Source organism: Sulfitobacter sediminilitoris (assembly GCF_010667575.1).
Classification (GTDB): Bacteria; Pseudomonadota; Alphaproteobacteria; order Rhodobacterales; family Rhodobacteraceae; genus Sulfitobacter; species Sulfitobacter sediminilitoris.
The window spans coordinates 154,654-170,430 of record NZ_JAABNT010000003.1; the positions used below are offsets into that span (position 1 = coordinate 154,654).

Genomic DNA, 15,777 nt, shown 5'->3' on the forward strand with positions numbered 1-15,777 from the left:
TCCTTACTTATAGGTGACTTTTTTCACAGCTTCGATGACCTCATCAGTGGTCACAAGCGCATGTTTTTCAAGGTTCGCCGCGTAGGGCATCGGAACATCCTTGCCCGTGCAGTTGATCACAGGCGCGTCGAGGTAATCGAACGCCTCCTGCATCACCACGGACGAGATGTAGTTGCCAACCGACCCTTGCGGCCAGCCTTCCTCAACCGTGACCAGACGATTGGTCTTCATCACCGATTTGATGATGGCACCCGTGTCCATTGGACGGATCGTGCGCAGATCGATAACCTCGGCGCTGATACCCTCTTCTGCCAGCTTTTCAGCGGCTTGAAGCGCATAGCTCATCCCGATGCCAAAGCTCACGATTGTGACATCCTCGCCTTCGCGCCATGTGCGTGCCTTGCCGAATGGAACGGTGTAATCGTCAAGGTCTGGTACGTCGAATGACCTGCCGTAAAGGATTTCGTTCTCAAGGAAGATGACCGGGTTCGGGTCGCGGATCGCCGTTTTCATCAGACCTTTGTAGTCGGACGCAGAGTACGGCATCGCAACCTTTAGACCGGGGATCTGCATGTACCACGCGGCGTAATCCTGAGAGTGCTGTGCACCGACGCGGGCGGCAGCACCGTTGGGGCCACGGAAAACCATTGGCGCGCCCATCTGACCGCCCGACATATAAAGCGTCTTGGCCGCCGAGTTGATGATGTGGTCAATCGCCTGCATCGCGAAGTTGAAGGTCATGAACTCCACGATGGGGCGCAGACCGCCAAAAGCAGCACCCACACCGATGCCCGCAAACCCGTGTTCGGTGATGGGGGTGTCAATCACGCGCTTGGGGCCAAACTCATCAAGCATGCCTTGGGTGATCTTGTAGGCACCTTGGTATTCAGCCACCTCTTCGCCCATGACGAAAACATTCTCGTCGCGGCGCATTTCCTCGGCCATGCCGTCGCGCAGGGCCTCGCGGACCGTCTGTTGCTTGAGCGTGGTGCCCTCGGGCCAGTCGGGCGAGGTGTCCACCTTGGGTTCCGGGTGCTCCATCGCGGCTGCCGGGGCGGTCTCTGAGGATTGCTCCTTGTCGGCGGGGACGGGAGCGGAGGCAGGCTCGGATTTGGCGGTCTCGATGTCGGAGGCATCTTCGCCTTCCTCCAGCAAGATCGCGATAGGCGTGTTCACCTTGACGCCTTCGGTACCTTCCTCGATGAGGATCTTGCCGACGATGCCTTCGTCTACGGCTTCGAACTCCATCGTCGCCTTGTCGGTTTCAATCTCGGCCATGATGTCACCGGAATTGACGGTATCGCCTTCCTTGACCAGCCATTTGGCAAGCGTGCCTTCTTCCATTGTTGGCGAGAGAGCGGGCATGAGAATTTCGGTCGCCATCAATCAGGCCTCCTGCGGTACTTCGGTTGCGTAGATATCGGTCCAGAGCTCATCCAAACTGGGCTCGGGGCTGTCCTTGGCGAAATCTGCGCTTTCGTTAACGATTTTCTTGATGTCCTTGTCGATGGCCTTCAGGTCATCCTCGGTCGCGTGCTTGCCCTGCAACAGCATGTTGCGCACTGCTTCGATGGGGTCACGTTCATCGCGCATCTTCTGGACTTCCTCGCGGGTCCGGTACTTGGCCGGATCGGACATCGAATGGCCGCGGTAGCGGTAGGTTTTGATCTCTAGAATGTAGGGGCCCTTGCCCGAGCGGCAGTGCGCGACCGCCGTTTCGCCTGCAGCCTTCACGGCGAGAACGTCCATGCCATCGACTGCTTCGCCGGGAATGCCGAACGCTTTGCCACGCTCCCAGATCTCAGCCGAGGAGGTAGAGCGTTGCTGGGACGTGCCCATGGCGTATTGGTTGTTCTCGATCACGAAGATGCAGGGCAGCTGCCACAGGGCGGCCATATTGAATGTCTCGTACACCTGACCCTGGTTCGCCGCCCCGTCACCGAAGTAGGTGAAGGTAACGCGACCGTTTTCCTTGTATTTGTCTGCAAAGGCCAGACCTGCACCCAGCGGCACCTGTGCGGCGACGATCCCGTGGCCACCGTAGAAATGCTTCTCTTTCGAGAACATGTGCATGGAGCCGCCTTTGCCCTTGGAATAACCGCCCTCGCGGCCCGTGAGCTCGGCCATCACGCCATTGGGGTCCATGCCACAAGCCAGCATGTGGCCGTGATCGCGATAGGAGGTGATGCGCTTGTCGCCTTCTTCGGCTGCCGCCTCAAGGCCCACAACAACAGCTTCCTGTCCGATGTACAGGTGGCAGAAACCGCCAATCAGCCCCATACCATATAGCTGACCTGCTTTTTCCTCAAACCGTCGGATCAGCAGCATGTCCTTGTAATAAGCCTTCAGCTCATCGGCCGAGACGTTGGGTTTCTTGGTGGTCTTCTTTGCCGCCATGGGGCGTGTCCTCCGTCAGCGCGTCGTTACGTGCACAAGATAGTTTAGTGTTAAACTATCTATTATCGGATTCGTTGACCAAAGGGTAGGGGCAAACAGAAACCAGCGTCGTGCGAAGGAGACTAGCGCAGCTTTTGATATGAAACATCGATCTGGAACAGGTGTCCCAAAACAATCCTGCCTCAGCGGATGACGATTTCGTCTGCGCGAACCATACCCAAAACACGCCGCACCTGTTCATCAAGCAGGTCAAGGTCAAGATAATCATCCGACATGCGCTTGGTCAGGTTTTCCATCCGGGCAACTTCTGTGCGGACTTCGGCCAACTGACTGCGCAGTTGCTGGCTTTCCGCGACAATCTCAGCCCGGCGAAACAGCCCAAAATCACCCTGTACGGCGGCAAAGGTGAAATACAGGCTTAGCGCGAAGGCGATTGCAAAAAACAGCAATGTGCCAAAGGCGGGGCGTGCGGTGCGGGTCATCTGGTCTGCCTCAGATCGTCTCTTGGTGGACGTGACAAGACTATGACACAGGTGATTCGCTCTGTGAATCCCAAATCGGGTTAAAAGCCATCTTTTTAAGGATTTCTGATCCCGCGTGACAAATCCGCAGGTTCAGAGTGGCACGCCCTCCAAGGCAGCGACGCCGGGCAGTGTCTTGCCCTCCATCCATTCAAGAAACGCGCCGCCGGCTGTCGAAATATACGAAAAGTCTTCGGCCACACCGGCCTTGTTAAGCGCGGCAACCGTATCACCCCCGCCAGCGACCGAGATCAGCGCGCCGTCTTTGGTGCGCTGCGCGGCAATGCGGGCAGCCGCCACTGTGGCGGTATCAAAGGGGGCGATTTCAAACGCGCCCATGGGACCGTTCCAGATCAGTGTTTTCAACCCCTCGAAGGCCTTGCTGACCGTTTCGATGCTGGCGGGACCTGCATCCAAAACCATCTCGTCAGCTTCCAGCTTGGTATTAGGGCCAAGACGTTTTACGTCATGCGCTGTCCCTGCCGCGAATTCCCTGGCGACAAGCCCGTCTTCGGGCAGAATAACGCGACAGCCAGCCTTCTCAGCCTGTGCGAGAATATCGTGGGCGGTATCAAAAAAGTCGGGTTCTGAAAGTGACGCGCCAAGGTCAGCACCCAGCGCGCCCAGAAAGGTGTTCGCCATGCCGCCGCCGATCACCAGCGTATCGAGGCGGTTCACGAGGTTCTCTAGGAGCGCGATCTTGGTGGAAACCTTGGCGCCACCCACGACAGCACCGACTGGGCGCTCAGGCTTGGCCAAAGCGGCTTCAAGCGCGCTCAGTTCCGCCTCCATCAAGCGGCCTGCACAGGATGGCATCAGCCTCGCGATTCCTTCGGTTGACGCATGTGCGCGGTGTGCGGCGGAAAAGGCGTCATTGCAGTAGACATCGCCCAGGCCCGCAAGGCGCGCTGCGAAATCAGGGTCATTGCTTTCTTCGCCGGGATAGAAACGGATATTCTCCAGCAGGATCACATCGGCGGCCTCTGCCTCTGCGGTCAGGTTTTCCGCGCCTTCAAGTGTTTCGACCAGCACCACCTTCAGGTCCAAAGCATCCCGCAGCGCGGGCAACACCTGTCCAAGGCTCATGTCTAAGTTTACCTTGCCCTTGGGCCGTCCGAAATGCGCCAGCAACATGGGCTTGCCACCTTTGGCGATAATGTCGCGAACCGTGGGCACAATTCGCTCGATCCGTGTTGCGTCGGTAACGCGGCCATTCTCGACAGGGACATTGATATCCACCCGGACCAGCACCCGCTTGCCCTCAAGATTCATGTCGTCCAGCGTTTTCCAGCTCATCCCGCGTCCTTTCCCGATCTGTTCGATGGGTGTTTTGCCTTTCTGGCCCGAATGGTCAATGCACGCGCTTGGCAATTGCGCCCATCCCCCCTAGGTAGAGGCAAATCAAGTTCAAAGGAGCACGGCATGGCCGAGATTAAAGACCCTGAAAACACCATCCTGATGGAACTCAAAGGTGGTACCGTCACAATCCAACTGCTACCCGACGTCGCACCAAAGCATGTTGAGCGCATGAAGGAGCTGGCCCGCGCTGGCAAATACGACAACGTGGCATTCCACAGGGTTATCGACGGTTTCATGGCACAGACCGGCGATGTGGAGCATGGCAACATGGAAGACGGATTTAACCTGCGCATGGCTGGTACAGGTGGGTCCGATCTGGACAACGTACCTGCGGAATTTTCCAAGGTACCGCATGCGCGCGGGTCTTTGGGCGCGGCACGGTCGGCCAATCCTGACAGCGCGAACAGCCAGTTTTTCATCAACTTCAAAGACAATGATTTCCTGAACGGACAATACACTGTCTATGGTCAGGTTATCGAAGGGATGGAGCATGTCGACGCTATCACCCGCGGCGAGCCGCCTGCCGAGCCGGATCGCATGATCAGCGTCAAGGTCGCTGCCGATGCGTAAGGCGTTCATCGCAGGCGGTCTTTTCGCCGTTCTCGTCGGATCATCCGCCGCTGCCAGCGGTCTTGAGATCGAAGTTGCAGGTGAGGCCAACGGTACGGTCAAGATCGACCTGTTCGAGGATGTCGCCCCGCAGCACGTTGAGCGCATCACAACGCTGGCCGAGCAGGGCGCCTACGATGGTGTGGTGTTTCACCGCGTGATCGAAGGCTTTATGGCACAGACCGGCGACGTTGAGTTTGGCAAGGAAGGTGCAGACATGCGCCGCGCTGGCATGGGCGGCTCAAACTTGCCCGACGTGCCTGCGGAATTCTCAGACATTCCTTTTGACAAAGGTGTCGTGGGTATGGCTCGTTCGCAGAACCCAGACTCTGCCAACAGCCAGTTCTTTATTATGTTTGATGCCGGATATTTCCTGAATGGCCAGTACACGGTTGTCGGAAAAGTCACCGAGGGACAGGAAGTCGTGGACAGCATCAAGCTGGGGACGGGCGGGAACGGCGCTGTTGTTGGTCAACCTGACGTGATGAAATCTGTCACCGTGACGGAATAATTCCGCCGATCAAGGCATGAGCGAAATTCGAAAAGGGCGCGTTGGAAAACGCGCCCTTTCTTGTTGCCTGACAGATGGTTTGTCGCTGCCAATGAAAAAGGCACCGCCACGATGTGGCGATGCCTTTTCCGAATTGGATTTGAGCAGCGCTTACTCGGCTGCCGGATTTGCCTTGGCTGCCGGTGCAGATTTCGCGCCGGGGTTCAATGGATCGTCCTGACGCTGTACGGAGCCTTCGAAGTGTGCGCCGCTCTCGATAGCGATGGTCTTGTGGATGATGTCACCCTCGACCCGCGCGGTTGAGGTCAGCCGCACTTTCAGCCCGCGCACGCGACCCACGATACGGCCGTTGATGACAACGTCATCCGCAATCACTTCGCCTTTGATCGTGGCGGACTCGCCGATGGTCAGCAGATGCGCGCGGATGTCGCCCTCTACCGTACCTTCAACCTGAATATCGCCAGTTGTTTTCATGTTGCCCGTAACGTGCAGATCCGCCGACAAAAGCGAGGCTGGTGGCTTCGCTTTCGGCGCAGAAGCCTTGAACTCACTGGGTGAAGAAGGCGTGCTGGTCTGAGGTGCGGAGGAGGCGGGTGTCGCAGGCTTGGCGGCGGCCTCTGAATCTTTGTTTGGGGCGGGATCGTTGATTTTGCTTTTAGAAAACATCGTTTGCTGCCTTGATATAGATCATCGGGTTCACGGCCTTGCCACCTACACGCACTTCGTAATGCAGATGTACGCCGGTTACGCGTCCAGAGGCTCCCATATCACCGATTCTCTGACCGCGCGATACCCTTTGTCCGACTTTCACGCGAAGTTTTGACAAGTGGGCGTAGCGGGTTTCGATGCCGAATTCATGCTGAATTTTGACAAGCCTACCATATCCTGATTGCCAGCCTGCATGCACCACAACACCGTCCGCTGTCGCGTAGAGTGGTGTGCCAAGCCCGGCCGCGAAATCAACACCGGAATGCATCCGCCGACCGCCTGTTTTCGGGTCGCGGCGATAGCCGAACTTCGACGTAAAGCGGAAGGCGTTTTTGACAGGATTCGCAAATGGCGCTTTCTCGGCGGCGATGCGGTACAGATTGAGCCGGTCCATCTGGTTCAGCAAACGGTTGGCGCGCATCGTATCAACGCTGGGTTCCTCACCACGTGTGGAAAAGCTAAGCGGGGCAAGGGGCCCACCTTGCCCGGAATAGCCGCGGCGCACGGTTTCAAGAATACGGTCCGTTGGCATACCTGCGTTCCGGAACATCTTGTCCAGCGGAGCAACCGAAACGGTCATTGCTTCTTCGAGCTGGCGGAAGATGGCGTCGTTCTGGTCGCGCATCAAGGCGATTTCCTGGCTCATCCTGTCCGCTTCAAGCAGGGCGTCCTGCGCATCTGCGACGACCTGGTCACGTTCCTTCGCTGTACGCTCCAGCGCTTCAGCCAGAAATCCAAGCGGGGCTGAACTGGCCGCGGTCTGGATTACGCCACCGCCACCATTCTCAATTTCACCTTGCAGCGTCGCCAGTTGCCGGCGCGCGGTTTCGCGGTCTTTCATCGTGGCACGCAGGGTATTCTGGATAACGTCGATCCCTGTCTCAAGCTCGCGGCGCCGGGTCTCGGACTGCAAGAGCTCGGACTGCATAATAGAAATCTGTGTCAGCGCGGCATTAAAACGTTCCTGCGCGGCAAGCGCTTCTTCAGCGCGCTGATCGCGTTGGGCGGACAGATCATTGAGACGCGCCTGATATGTGCGTTGGTCCCGTTTGGCTTGTTCGCGGAAATTGCCCGACCCAATACTGTCCATAAGGATGATTGCCGTTGCGACAATGGCCCAGGCCACGAGTGCAGCACTGCCTGCAAATGCAATAATCTGCGTTCCGGGCCGCAGACGGATGAAACGAGTATCTGTGTCAGATTTGAGAAAGACGCGGCGTTCCGGGAAATAATGTTCCAAAACTGCATGGATTTTGATGGCGAGCCTTGTGCGCACGTCGTCTACCTCTTTAACCGTCCCGTTACTTGTACCCTGTCTACCGGCACATTTTGGTTAGGTTTCCTTACCTAAGCGGGTTCAAGCGGGCAAGTCCGTTGACCGGTGCCTCTCCGTTAAAACGGCAGAATAACGCGGATGGGCAAAAATCCGCCGATACCAATGCCTTGGGTTGCGTGGTTCACGCTACAACCAATTCGCGTGGATTTAGCGGGATTGCGCCGCAAGCGGCCAGTAAAAATCCGGCGGAATGCCGGCCTCGGCACGTTTTTCCTCGTTGAATGGTGGTTTCAGGTCACCGTGGAAGTAATGCCGAACCAGAGCGTGAAAGCGTTCTTTGGGGTCTTCATCGTATCTGCCACACAGGAAGTGGAACCATTTGCTGCCGTAAGCGACATGCGCAACTTCCTCGGCATAGATCGTCTCAAGCGCGGCCACGGCGCTGTCGGCCTTGGCTTGTTTGAAGATCTTGATCATGCCCGGTGTCACGTCCAGACCGCGTGCCTCAAGAACCATGGGCACGACAGCAAGCCGCCCCATCAGGTCGTCCACCGTATCCTCTGCCGCCCGCCACATGCCTGCGTGCGCGGGCAGGGCGCCGTAGAAACTGCCCAACTCTTCAAGGCAATCACACATCAGATTGAAGTGCTTCGATTCCTCATCGGCGGCCTTTACCCAATCATCATAAAAGCCCATCGGCATAGGCGTATCTGTATAGCGGGCGATCACATCCCAATGCAGATCAACGGCATTCAGCTCGATATGCGCGACAGCATGCAGCAGCGCGATGCGCCCCTCAGGCGTGCCCGGGCGGCGACGCGGCACGTCGCGTGGGCTCAACAACTCGGGGGCTGCGGGGCGGGCAGGATGAAGCGGTGGGTCCGCCCGGCCAATCGCTGGGGTCTCGCCTGCCGCGCGGGCCGCCTGCCACTGGGCTGCGAAACGCCGCGACAGCGCGGTCTTTTCGCGCCCATCAGCGCAACGCAGCACCGCCTCGGCCATTTCTGCAAGCGGGATCACAGGGCGCGCACCGCCTCAAGCACCGCTTCGACGTGCCCCGGCACCTTCACTTTGCGCCAGACCTGCGCGATCTTGCCATCGGCGTCGATGAGATATGTTGCACGCTCGATCCCCATGGATTTTTTGCCGTACATGTTCTTTTCGACCCAGACGCCATACGCCTCTGTCACCGTGCCTTCTTCGTCAGACAAAAGCGGCACCGTCAGGTCATGTTTGGCGGTGAATTTGTCGTGCTTGGCCATAGTATCGCGTGAAATGCCAAAGACCTTTGCGCCGACCGCTTCAAAATCGCGAAGGCTTTCCGAAAAGCCGATACTTTCCTTGGTGCAGCCCGGCGTGTCATCGCGCGGATAGAAAAACAACACAACGGGCGTGCCTTTCAATTTGCTCAGCGTAACATCGCCGCCGCCGGTCACGGGCAAGGTAAAGTCTGGTGCAGGATCAGAGGTATCTGGCATGGTTCACGTCTCTTTCACTTGGAAGCTGGTTTGTGGCCTGACATATTAGCCCGGTAAGGGCCAGCGCCAAGACCCTGAAACGCAACCGGACCGATAATGAACAAAGCCCCGGCATCCCGGCCCGAAAAACCAACCGCCAAAACCCGCAGGCGGGTTCTGGGCAAAAGCGTGATGTGGACGCTGAACGCGGTCCTTGCCATGACCACGGTCGCGGTCCTGTTGGCGGGTGGGTCGGTTTTCTATCTCAAGCGCAATCCGCTGACCGCACCCGAATGGGCGCAATCCATGATCGAAGACCGCCTCGCCGAAGTGCTGCCGCAGGCACGCGTTAGCTTTGGCGAGATGAGCTTTGTCATGGATGAGGGCTGGCGGCCCCGCATGCGCCTCAGGGAAGTAGCCGTGCGTGCCGCGTCGGGCGGCGAGATCATCAGTTTCAACGAAGTGCAGGCGACGTTTTCGACGCGCGCGCTGGCGCAACGGCAAATTCAACCCCGCGAGATTGCCTTGTCCGGCATCGTGGCCCGATTGAAGCGAGAGAGCGATGGCCGTGTGTCGCTGCAGACCGGGGCCAGCGGCCTTGCCCCCCAGCGGGAGGCGGCAACCCTGCCTGAATTGATCGGACAACTGGACGAGGTGTTGACCAGTCCTGCTTTGGGCGCCTTGCGGAATATTGATTTGCGTGCGCTGACCCTGCGCTTCGAAGACGTGAGTTCTGAACGCGCATGGACGGTGGACGGGGGCCGTTTGCGGCTGACCCGGAACGGCACGGACCTGACCCTTGGGGCTGACCTTGCCGTCCTCAGCGGTGGGTCGGGCGTCGCCACGCTTTCCGCGAACTACACCAGTCAGATCGGGGAGACCGCTGCTGATTTCGGTGTGACCTTTGACGATCTGCCTGCCGGTGACATTGCGGCACAGGGGCCAGCATTCGCCTGGCTTGGTGTTTTGCAGGCGCCCATCTCCGGGTCTGTCCGCTCTGGCTTGAAATCGGATGGCCGGTTTGAGCCGATTGCCGCCACGCTTCAAATCGGCGCTGGCGCAGTTCAGCCCAACCCCGGCACGTCTCCGATTCCTTTTGACGGGGCGCGTAGCTATTTCAGCTATGACCCGGCAGAAAAACTCTTGCGGTTCGATGAATTGTCCGTCCGCAGCAAGTGGATTGCCGGACAGGCCACCGGGACCGCGGTCCTTGGTATCGATCCCGATGATCGAAGGCTGCGCGATCTTGTTGGGCAGATCAGGCTTGAGAACCTCGCAGCCAATCCAAGCGAACTGTATCATGAACCCATCAAGATCGCGTCTGCGGATGTGGACTTCCGTCTCCAACTTGACCCTTTCCGGGTCACTCTTGGCCGGGGGCAGATCAGCGATCAGGGCCAGACACTGCTGGTGAACGGAGAGGTGGTTGCCGATCCCGAAGGATGGCGGCTGGCACTGGACGGACGGATGGATGCGCTGGCCCCTGACAGGTTGCTGGCGCTTTGGCCGGAACGCGCGGCCACAAACACCCGGCGCTGGCTGGATGAGAACCTGAAGGCGGGCGAGATCCACAGCATAGACGTAGCCCTGCGCCGCGCGCCTGACAGGGCACCCCAAACCTACCTTGCCTTTGACTATGATAAGGCCACCGTGCGCTATTCCAAAACGCTGCCACTGGTCACCGAGGGGCGGGGGCATTTCAGCCTGGCCGAAAACCGCATGGTGGTCTCGCTTGATGCAGGCAAGGTCACACCGCCCGAAGGCGGACCAATTTCGATGACAGGGTCTTCTTTTATCATCCCGGATGTCACCGCCAAGGAAGGCACGCCAGCCGTTGTGCGCCTGCAGGCGCGGTCCAGCATTGTATCAGCCCTGTCGCTGCTAAACATGCCGCCACTCTCTGTCATGGACAAAGCCAAACTGCCAGTTGCACTGGCGGACGGCAAGGCGGTGATGTCAGCAACGTTGGCGATGGCCTTGGAACCGGGTACCAAGCCCAAGGTTGATTTTCACGCAGAAGGCGATCTGCTTTCGCTGACATCCGATGTGTTGGTAAAGGACCGTCAGATTGTGGCAGACCGTTTGCAACTTGCCGCACAAAATGACCTGCTTGAACTAAAGGGGTCAGGGACGATTGATAATGTTCCCTTTGACATGACGCTCAATCAGCCGCTCGGTCCGGGTGCGGCCCCCGGAACTCTGCTGGGCCAGATCACCCTGTCTGAAACGGCGCTGCAAACCTTTGGGGTGACCCTGCCTTCTGGTTCCGTTGCCGGAGAGGGACAGGCCGAGATGGAGGTCACGCTTGCACGCGGGGCGCCCCCTGCCTTTGACCTGCGCTCTGATTTGAGAGGGATTCGTGTCTCAGTCCCGCAGGTCTCATGGTCAAAATCCGCTCGTCAGACCGGCCAACTCCGGGTCGCGGGAAGCTTTGGCGCGGTGCCGCAAATCGACACGCTAGAGATATCTGGACCGGGGTTAAGCGCCTCTGGTTCAGTGCGTCTCAACGACGACCGCACACTTGAGCGCGTGCGCTTTGACCGTGTTGAGGTGGGCAATTGGCTGAATGTCCCGCTAGATCTTGTCGGTAGGGGGGCGGGCCGTCCGCTTCAGGTTGTTCTGCGCGGGGGGCGTCTGGACCTGCGCCGCGCCGAATTCGGCAAAGGGCCACCGACGACCGGCGCCCCACCGATGGAGGTCGCGCTGGACAGGTTGCAAATCACCGACACCATCGCTCTGACGAATATGCGGGGGCGCTTTGACACCGCAGCCGGCCTTGATGGAAGCTTTGACGCGCAGTTGAACGGCGCGGCCGCTGTGCAGGGTCGGGTCGTGCCACAAGACGGGCGCAGTGCCGTTCGGTTGATATCTTCTGATGCGGGTGACGTGCTGCGTGCCGCGGGGCTGCTGCGGCAGGTTGTGGGCGGTGACCTTGCCCTTGTCCTGCTGCCGATTGGGTCGGGCGGTGCCTTTGACGGACGTCTGACAGTAGAAGGTGTGACCATCCGCGATGCACCGGGCATTGCGGCGCTGCTGAATGCCGTTTCTGTCGTCGGGCTGATCAATGAGTTGAACGGCGACGGCATCTATTTTGATGACGTTGAAGCAATTTTTCGCCTGACCCCAAATCAACTAACGTTAACCGAGGCAAGCGCTGTGGGGGCGTCCATGGGCCTCTCGATGGATGGGACCTATGCGCTCGACACGGGCCAGATCAGGATGCAAGGGGTGATCAGCCCGGTCTATCTGCTCAATGCCATCGGCTCGATCCTGACCCGCAAGGGCGAAGGGTTGATCGGATTCAACTACACGCTGAGAGGGTCAGCGAAAGAGCCGAAAGTCGGGGTCAACCCTCTGTCCGCACTCACTCCGGCGATGTTCCGCGAGATTTTCCGCGCACCTCCGCCGGAATTGCCCGAAGTGGACGGGGTCAAGGAAAGCACTGTGCCCCAAGCCGCGCCCAAGCCAAAAAGACCCGTTGCTCGCACCTATGAGGGACGCTAAAGCGCGGCCCATGAAGCTCTCTGATTTTGATTTTAATCTGCCCGAACGGCTGATAGCGACGCGGCCTGCGGTGCCGCGTTCATCGGCCCGGTTGCTCGTGGCCGAAGGTGATACCATTCACGACCAGCATGTCACAGATCTGGTGGACTGGCTGCGCCCCGTTGACCGGCTGGTGCTGAATGACACCCGTGTGATTCCTGCCCGCCTTTTTGGCGTGCGAAATCGTGACAGTGCGCAGGGCGCGGTCACCGCGAAGATCGAGGTCACATTGCTAGAACCGCGCGGAGACGGAACCTGGGCAGCGCTGATCAAACCTCTGCGGAAGGTGAAAATCGGCGAAGTGGTGGTCTTTAGCGATGCGCTTTCCGCAACGCTGGAAGGGACGAACGAAGGGCAGGGGCATTTGCGCTTCAATTGTACAGGGGATGATTTCGATGCGGCGCTGAACGCGGCAGGCGCCATGCCCTTGCCGCCCTACATCGCTGCCAAACGCCCTGCCGACGCCCAGGACAAGACCGACTACCAGACTGTTTGGGCCAAGAACAAAGGGGCCGTCGCGGCCCCCACGGCATCGTTGCACTTTGATGAACCCCTTCTCAAGGCGCTGGCCGACAAGGGGGTGACGTTCACCTACGTGACACTGCACGTCGGGGCGGGGACGTTCCTGCCGGTCAAGGTGGATGATATCTCAGACCACAAGATGCATGCGGAATGGGGATCGGTCAGCGAAACCGCGGCGTCAGAAATCGCGGCCACCAAGGCGTCAGGCGGGCGGGTGATCCCTGTCGGCACGACGGCATTGCGCCTGATCGAGACAGCGGGCCGCGAGGGAAGCATCAAACCGTGGGAAGGCGATACGGACATCTTCATCACGCCGGGCTTCGACTTCAAAGTCGCCGATGCGCTGATGACCAACTTCCATTTGCCCAAGTCTACCTTGATGATGCTCGTGTCCGCCCTGATGGGGGCCGACCGGATCAAGAAGATCTACGCACATGCCATTGTGCATGAATATCGCTTTTTTTCCTACGGCGATGCCTCTCTTTTAATACCTATGTCGCAAAACTCTCACTGAACGCGCACAAATGTCGCTCAAGGGCCTGACGTCCCGAACCAAGAGGTTCAGGCAGGGGTCAGCCGAGCCAAGGAGCCACGATCATGATTCAGGTACTTTCAAGCGCGTGGGCGCTTTTGCTCGGCATGGGCCTTTTGATGGTCGGCAACGGCATGCAGGGTACGCTGCTGGGTATCCGGGGGGCCATCGAAGACTTCTCGACGTTTGAGATGTCGATCGTCATGTCGGCCTATTTCGTGGGCTTTCTGGGTGGCTCTCGTCTTGCGCCTGGAATGATCCGGCGCGTCGGTCACGTGCGCGTTTTCGCGGCACTGGCATCGCTGATTTCCGCTGTGATGATCCTTTATCCGACATTCCCCAACATCATTGTCTGGTCGTTTGGTCGCGTGTTGATCGGGTTTTGCTTTTCTGCCGTGTACGTGGTCGCGGAAAGCTGGCTCAACAACGCGGCGGACAACTCGAACCGGGGGCAGGCGCTGTCGCTTTATATGATTGTGCAGACACTCGGAATCGTGATCGCGCAGGCGCTGCTGCTGACCGCGGATCCTTCGGGTTTTGTGCTCTTTGTCATTCCTTCGGTGTTGGTCAGCGTCGCGATCACGCCCATCTTGTTGTCGATCACACCAACGCCAGCTTTTGATACGACCAAACCGATGAGCCTTAAGGAGCTTGTGAATTTCTCGCCTCTCGGCTCGGTCGGTATGGCGATTGTGGGCGGTATTTTCGCCGCTCAGTTTGGCATGTCGTCGGTCTATGGGGCCGAGGCGGGGTTGAGCGTGGCGCAGATTTCGATCTTCGTTTCGTCCTTTTTTGTCGGCGCGATCATTCTGCAATATCCAATCGGATGGCTCTCGGACCGGATCGATCGGCGTCAACTGGTGATCGCGGTTTGCTTTGTCGGTGTCATGGCCTCGATGCTGGGGTTCTTCCTGGGCGCTGATTTCAACCTTCTGTTGGTTTCGGCCTTTATCCTTGGGGGTATGCTCAACCCGCTGTATTCGCTGCTTATCGCTCACACGAATGATTTTCTTGAGCATGAAGACATGGCTGCGGCGTCAAGCGGACTGATTTTCATCAACGGTCTTGGGGCAGTGATGGGCCCGGTTGTCGTTGGTTGGATGATGGGCACAGACATGGGGCCGCCAGCCTTTTACCTTTATACTGCGGTGCTTTTCGGTGTCCTGATGGCTTACGCAATTTACCGTGCAACGCAGCGTGCCGCGCTGCCTGCTGACGAAACCGGCAGCTATGTGCCGATCTATCCTACAGCAACAGCGACAGCGGTTGAATATGCACAGGAAATCGCCATAGAAGCCGATCAAGAAAGCGATGAGAGTGTGTGATCCACGCAACCATGTCGGTTTTGATACAAAACGTGAATGGGCAGGGGCGCAAAAATGCCCTTAACCTGAACGGGTTGAGTGCCAAAGGTCAAAGGAACGTAACATGACAGGCCCGCAAGAAGTTCTCGAATTCTGGCTTGATGAAATTGGCCCGAAGGGCTGGTATGAGACCAGCGAAGAACTGGATGCCACCATCCGGGAAAAGTTCCTTGAGACATGGGAAATGGCCTGCGACGGCAAGTTTTCACTTTGGCTCACGTATCCGTCCGGGGCGCTTGCCTATATTATCCTTATGGATGAATTCCCGCGAAACATGTTCCGCGGTGAAGGCAAGGCATTCTCGAGCGACCGCGCCGCACTGGCTGCGGCCAAATCCGCGATTGAGCGAGGTTGGGACCTGCGTATCGATGAACCTGCGCGGCAGTTCTTTTACCTGCCTTTGATGCATTCGGAAAACCTCTGTGATCAGGACCGTTGTGTACGCTTGATGTGCGAGCGGATGCCGCAATCTCGTGAGAGCAACTTGCTGCACGCCAGAGCGCACCGCGAAGTCATTCGTCGGTTTGGCCGTTTTCCCTATCGCAACGATGCGCTGTCGCGCAATGATACGCCCGGCGAGAAAGACTTTATTGCCAGCGGCGGATACGGATCAACCGTGCGCGCGCTTCAAGCTGGCGTGAAGGCCGCCTGAGCAGGGAACGAATTTCACTGATCCAGCGTTTCTTCCGTTAACAGACGAAAGGAAATCGCTATGAAAAGCGCAATTATCGCGACCATTTCGCTTGGCGTCATTCTGGGCGGCAGCATTCTCTTGAGCCTGACCCAAATTTGGCCGGCACCCTCGGCAATACCAGCGCAAGGGTTGCTGTGGTTAATCCCGGTGTCATATTTTCTGATGCTGGCTGGCGCGGGTGGCTTGGCCTGGGGCCTGATCAAGAAACACAGACAGTGATGCAGCTTGATCTGCGTCAACGTCGTGGTTGTGGCGTCTGGATATGTAGTTTAATGGTAAACTAA

At 58.3% G+C, this 15,777-nt stretch carries 15 protein-coding genes; 7 read left to right on the forward strand and 8 right to left on the reverse strand.

The genetic code is table 11. From position 1 onward, the window contains the following. Positions 1–3: 3 nt before the first annotated feature. The 4 genes from GV827_RS06300 to GV827_RS06315 all read right to left on the reverse strand — a co-directional run bounded on the left by GV827_RS06300 (position 4) and on the right by GV827_RS06315 (position 4,214). Positions 4–1,383, reverse strand: a complete 1,380-nt coding sequence (locus GV827_RS06300; RefSeq protein WP_164352942.1) for a pyruvate dehydrogenase complex E1 component subunit beta — start codon at positions 1,381–1,383, stop codon at positions 4–6. Positions 1,384–1,386: 3 nt separating this feature from the next. Further along, positions 1,387–2,397 (reverse strand): pyruvate dehydrogenase (acetyl-transferring) E1 component subunit alpha, encoded by a 1,011-nt coding sequence (gene pdhA, locus GV827_RS06305; RefSeq protein ID WP_164352943.1) that lies wholly within the window; start codon positions 2,395–2,397, stop codon positions 1,387–1,389. Positions 2,398–2,579: 182 nt separating this feature from the next. Next, entirely contained in the window at positions 2,580–2,879 is a 300-nt protein-coding gene (locus GV827_RS06310) for an FtsB family cell division protein (RefSeq protein WP_164352944.1), read from the reverse strand. Between the two features lie 132 nt (positions 2,880–3,011). Further along, entirely contained in the window at positions 3,012–4,214 is a 1,203-nt protein-coding gene (locus GV827_RS06315; RefSeq protein WP_164352945.1) for a phosphoglycerate kinase, read from the reverse strand. 126 nt (positions 4,215–4,340) lie between these two features. On the opposite strand from GV827_RS06315, the gene GV827_RS06320 reads away from it, so the two are divergent. Together GV827_RS06320 and GV827_RS06325 are read left to right on the forward strand one after the other, a co-directional pair. Then, the gene (locus tag GV827_RS06320) at positions 4,341–4,847 is read left to right on the forward strand and encodes a peptidylprolyl isomerase (RefSeq protein WP_164352946.1); all 507 of its coding nucleotides are present in this window, start codon (positions 4,341–4,343) and stop codon (positions 4,845–4,847) included. Continuing rightward, a complete protein-coding gene (locus tag GV827_RS06325; RefSeq protein WP_164352947.1) occupies positions 4,840–5,397 on the forward strand; it encodes a peptidylprolyl isomerase in 558 nt (185 codons plus the stop codon). The genes GV827_RS06320 and GV827_RS06325 overlap by 8 nt, the downstream gene beginning before the upstream one ends. 150 nt (positions 5,398–5,547) lie before the next feature. Here the strand turns inward: GV827_RS06325 and GV827_RS06330 are convergent, their stop codons facing one another. The 4 genes from GV827_RS06330 to GV827_RS06345 all read right to left on the reverse strand — a co-directional run bounded on the left by GV827_RS06330 (position 5,548) and on the right by GV827_RS06345 (position 8,859). Further along, a complete protein-coding gene (locus tag GV827_RS06330; protein ID WP_164352948.1) occupies positions 5,548–6,063 on the reverse strand; it encodes a bactofilin family protein in 516 nt (171 codons plus the stop codon). After that, positions 6,053–7,381, reverse strand: coding sequence for a DUF5930 domain-containing protein (locus GV827_RS06335; RefSeq protein WP_164352949.1), 1,329 nt, complete (start codon positions 7,379–7,381; stop codon positions 6,053–6,055). The genes GV827_RS06330 and GV827_RS06335 overlap by 11 nt, the downstream gene beginning before the upstream one ends. Before the next feature lie 207 nt (positions 7,382–7,588). Then, entirely contained in the window at positions 7,589–8,401 is an 813-nt protein-coding gene (locus GV827_RS06340; RefSeq protein ID WP_164352950.1) for a ferritin-like domain-containing protein, read from the reverse strand. After that, positions 8,398–8,859, reverse strand: a complete 462-nt coding sequence (locus GV827_RS06345; protein ID WP_164352951.1) for a peroxiredoxin — start codon at positions 8,857–8,859, stop codon at positions 8,398–8,400. Before GV827_RS06345 ends, GV827_RS06340 begins: the two co-directional genes overlap by 4 nt. 96 nt (positions 8,860–8,955) lie before the next feature. On the opposite strand from GV827_RS06345, the gene GV827_RS06350 reads away from it, so the two are divergent. The 5 genes from GV827_RS06350 to GV827_RS06370 all read left to right on the forward strand — a co-directional run bounded on the left by GV827_RS06350 (position 8,956) and on the right by GV827_RS06370 (position 15,712). Then, complete coding sequence (locus GV827_RS06350; protein WP_164352952.1) at positions 8,956–12,342, forward strand: YhdP family protein; 3,387 nt, start codon at positions 8,956–8,958, stop codon at positions 12,340–12,342. Between the two features lie 10 nt (positions 12,343–12,352). Beyond that, a complete protein-coding gene (queA, locus tag GV827_RS06355) occupies positions 12,353–13,417 on the forward strand; it encodes a tRNA preQ1(34) S-adenosylmethionine ribosyltransferase-isomerase QueA (protein WP_164352953.1) in 1,065 nt (354 codons plus the stop codon). A gap of 83 nt (positions 13,418–13,500) precedes the next feature. Further along, a complete protein-coding gene (locus tag GV827_RS06360) occupies positions 13,501–14,760 on the forward strand; it encodes an MFS transporter (protein WP_164352954.1) in 1,260 nt (419 codons plus the stop codon). Positions 14,761–14,863: 103 nt separating this feature from the next. Continuing rightward, positions 14,864–15,451: a DUF924 family protein gene (locus GV827_RS06365; protein WP_164352955.1), complete on the forward strand. Its 588-nt coding sequence runs from the start codon at positions 14,864–14,866 to the stop codon at positions 15,449–15,451. A gap of 60 nt (positions 15,452–15,511) precedes the next feature. After that, positions 15,512–15,712 carry a hypothetical protein gene (locus GV827_RS06370; protein ID WP_164352956.1) on the forward strand — a complete coding sequence of 67 codons (201 nt, stop codon included), beginning with the start codon at positions 15,512–15,514 and terminating at the stop codon, positions 15,710–15,712. Positions 15,713–15,777 lie beyond the last annotated feature (65 nt).

What these genes read in the sequence shown, in the direction of transcription:
- GV827_RS06300 (WP_164352942.1), bottom strand. Translation starts at nt 1,383, where the DNA reads ATGGCGACCGAAATTCTCATGCCCGCTCTCTCGCCAACAATGGAAGAA.
- pdhA (WP_164352943.1), bottom strand. Translation starts at nt 2,397, where the DNA reads ATGGCGGCAAAGAAGACCACCAAGAAACCCAACGTCTCGGCCGATGAG.
- GV827_RS06310 (WP_164352944.1), bottom strand. Translation starts at nt 2,879, where the DNA reads ATGACCCGCACCGCACGCCCCGCCTTTGGCACATTGCTGTTTTTTGCA.
- GV827_RS06315 (WP_164352945.1), bottom strand. Translation starts at nt 4,214, where the DNA reads ATGAGCTGGAAAACGCTGGACGACATGAATCTTGAGGGCAAGCGGGTG.
- GV827_RS06320 (WP_164352946.1), top strand. Translation starts at nt 4,341, where the DNA reads ATGGCCGAGATTAAAGACCCTGAAAACACCATCCTGATGGAACTCAAA.
- GV827_RS06325 (WP_164352947.1), top strand. Translation starts at nt 4,840, where the DNA reads ATGCGTAAGGCGTTCATCGCAGGCGGTCTTTTCGCCGTTCTCGTCGGA.
- GV827_RS06330 (WP_164352948.1), bottom strand. Translation starts at nt 6,063, where the DNA reads ATGTTTTCTAAAAGCAAAATCAACGATCCCGCCCCAAACAAAGATTCA.
- GV827_RS06345 (WP_164352951.1), bottom strand. Translation starts at nt 8,859, where the DNA reads ATGCCAGATACCTCTGATCCTGCACCAGACTTTACCTTGCCCGTGACC.
- GV827_RS06350 (WP_164352952.1), top strand. Translation starts at nt 8,956, where the DNA reads ATGAACAAAGCCCCGGCATCCCGGCCCGAAAAACCAACCGCCAAAACC.
- queA (WP_164352953.1), top strand. Translation starts at nt 12,353, where the DNA reads ATGAAGCTCTCTGATTTTGATTTTAATCTGCCCGAACGGCTGATAGCG.
- GV827_RS06360 (WP_164352954.1), top strand. Translation starts at nt 13,501, where the DNA reads ATGATTCAGGTACTTTCAAGCGCGTGGGCGCTTTTGCTCGGCATGGGC.
- GV827_RS06365 (WP_164352955.1), top strand. Translation starts at nt 14,864, where the DNA reads ATGACAGGCCCGCAAGAAGTTCTCGAATTCTGGCTTGATGAAATTGGC.
- GV827_RS06370 (WP_164352956.1), top strand. Translation starts at nt 15,512, where the DNA reads ATGAAAAGCGCAATTATCGCGACCATTTCGCTTGGCGTCATTCTGGGC.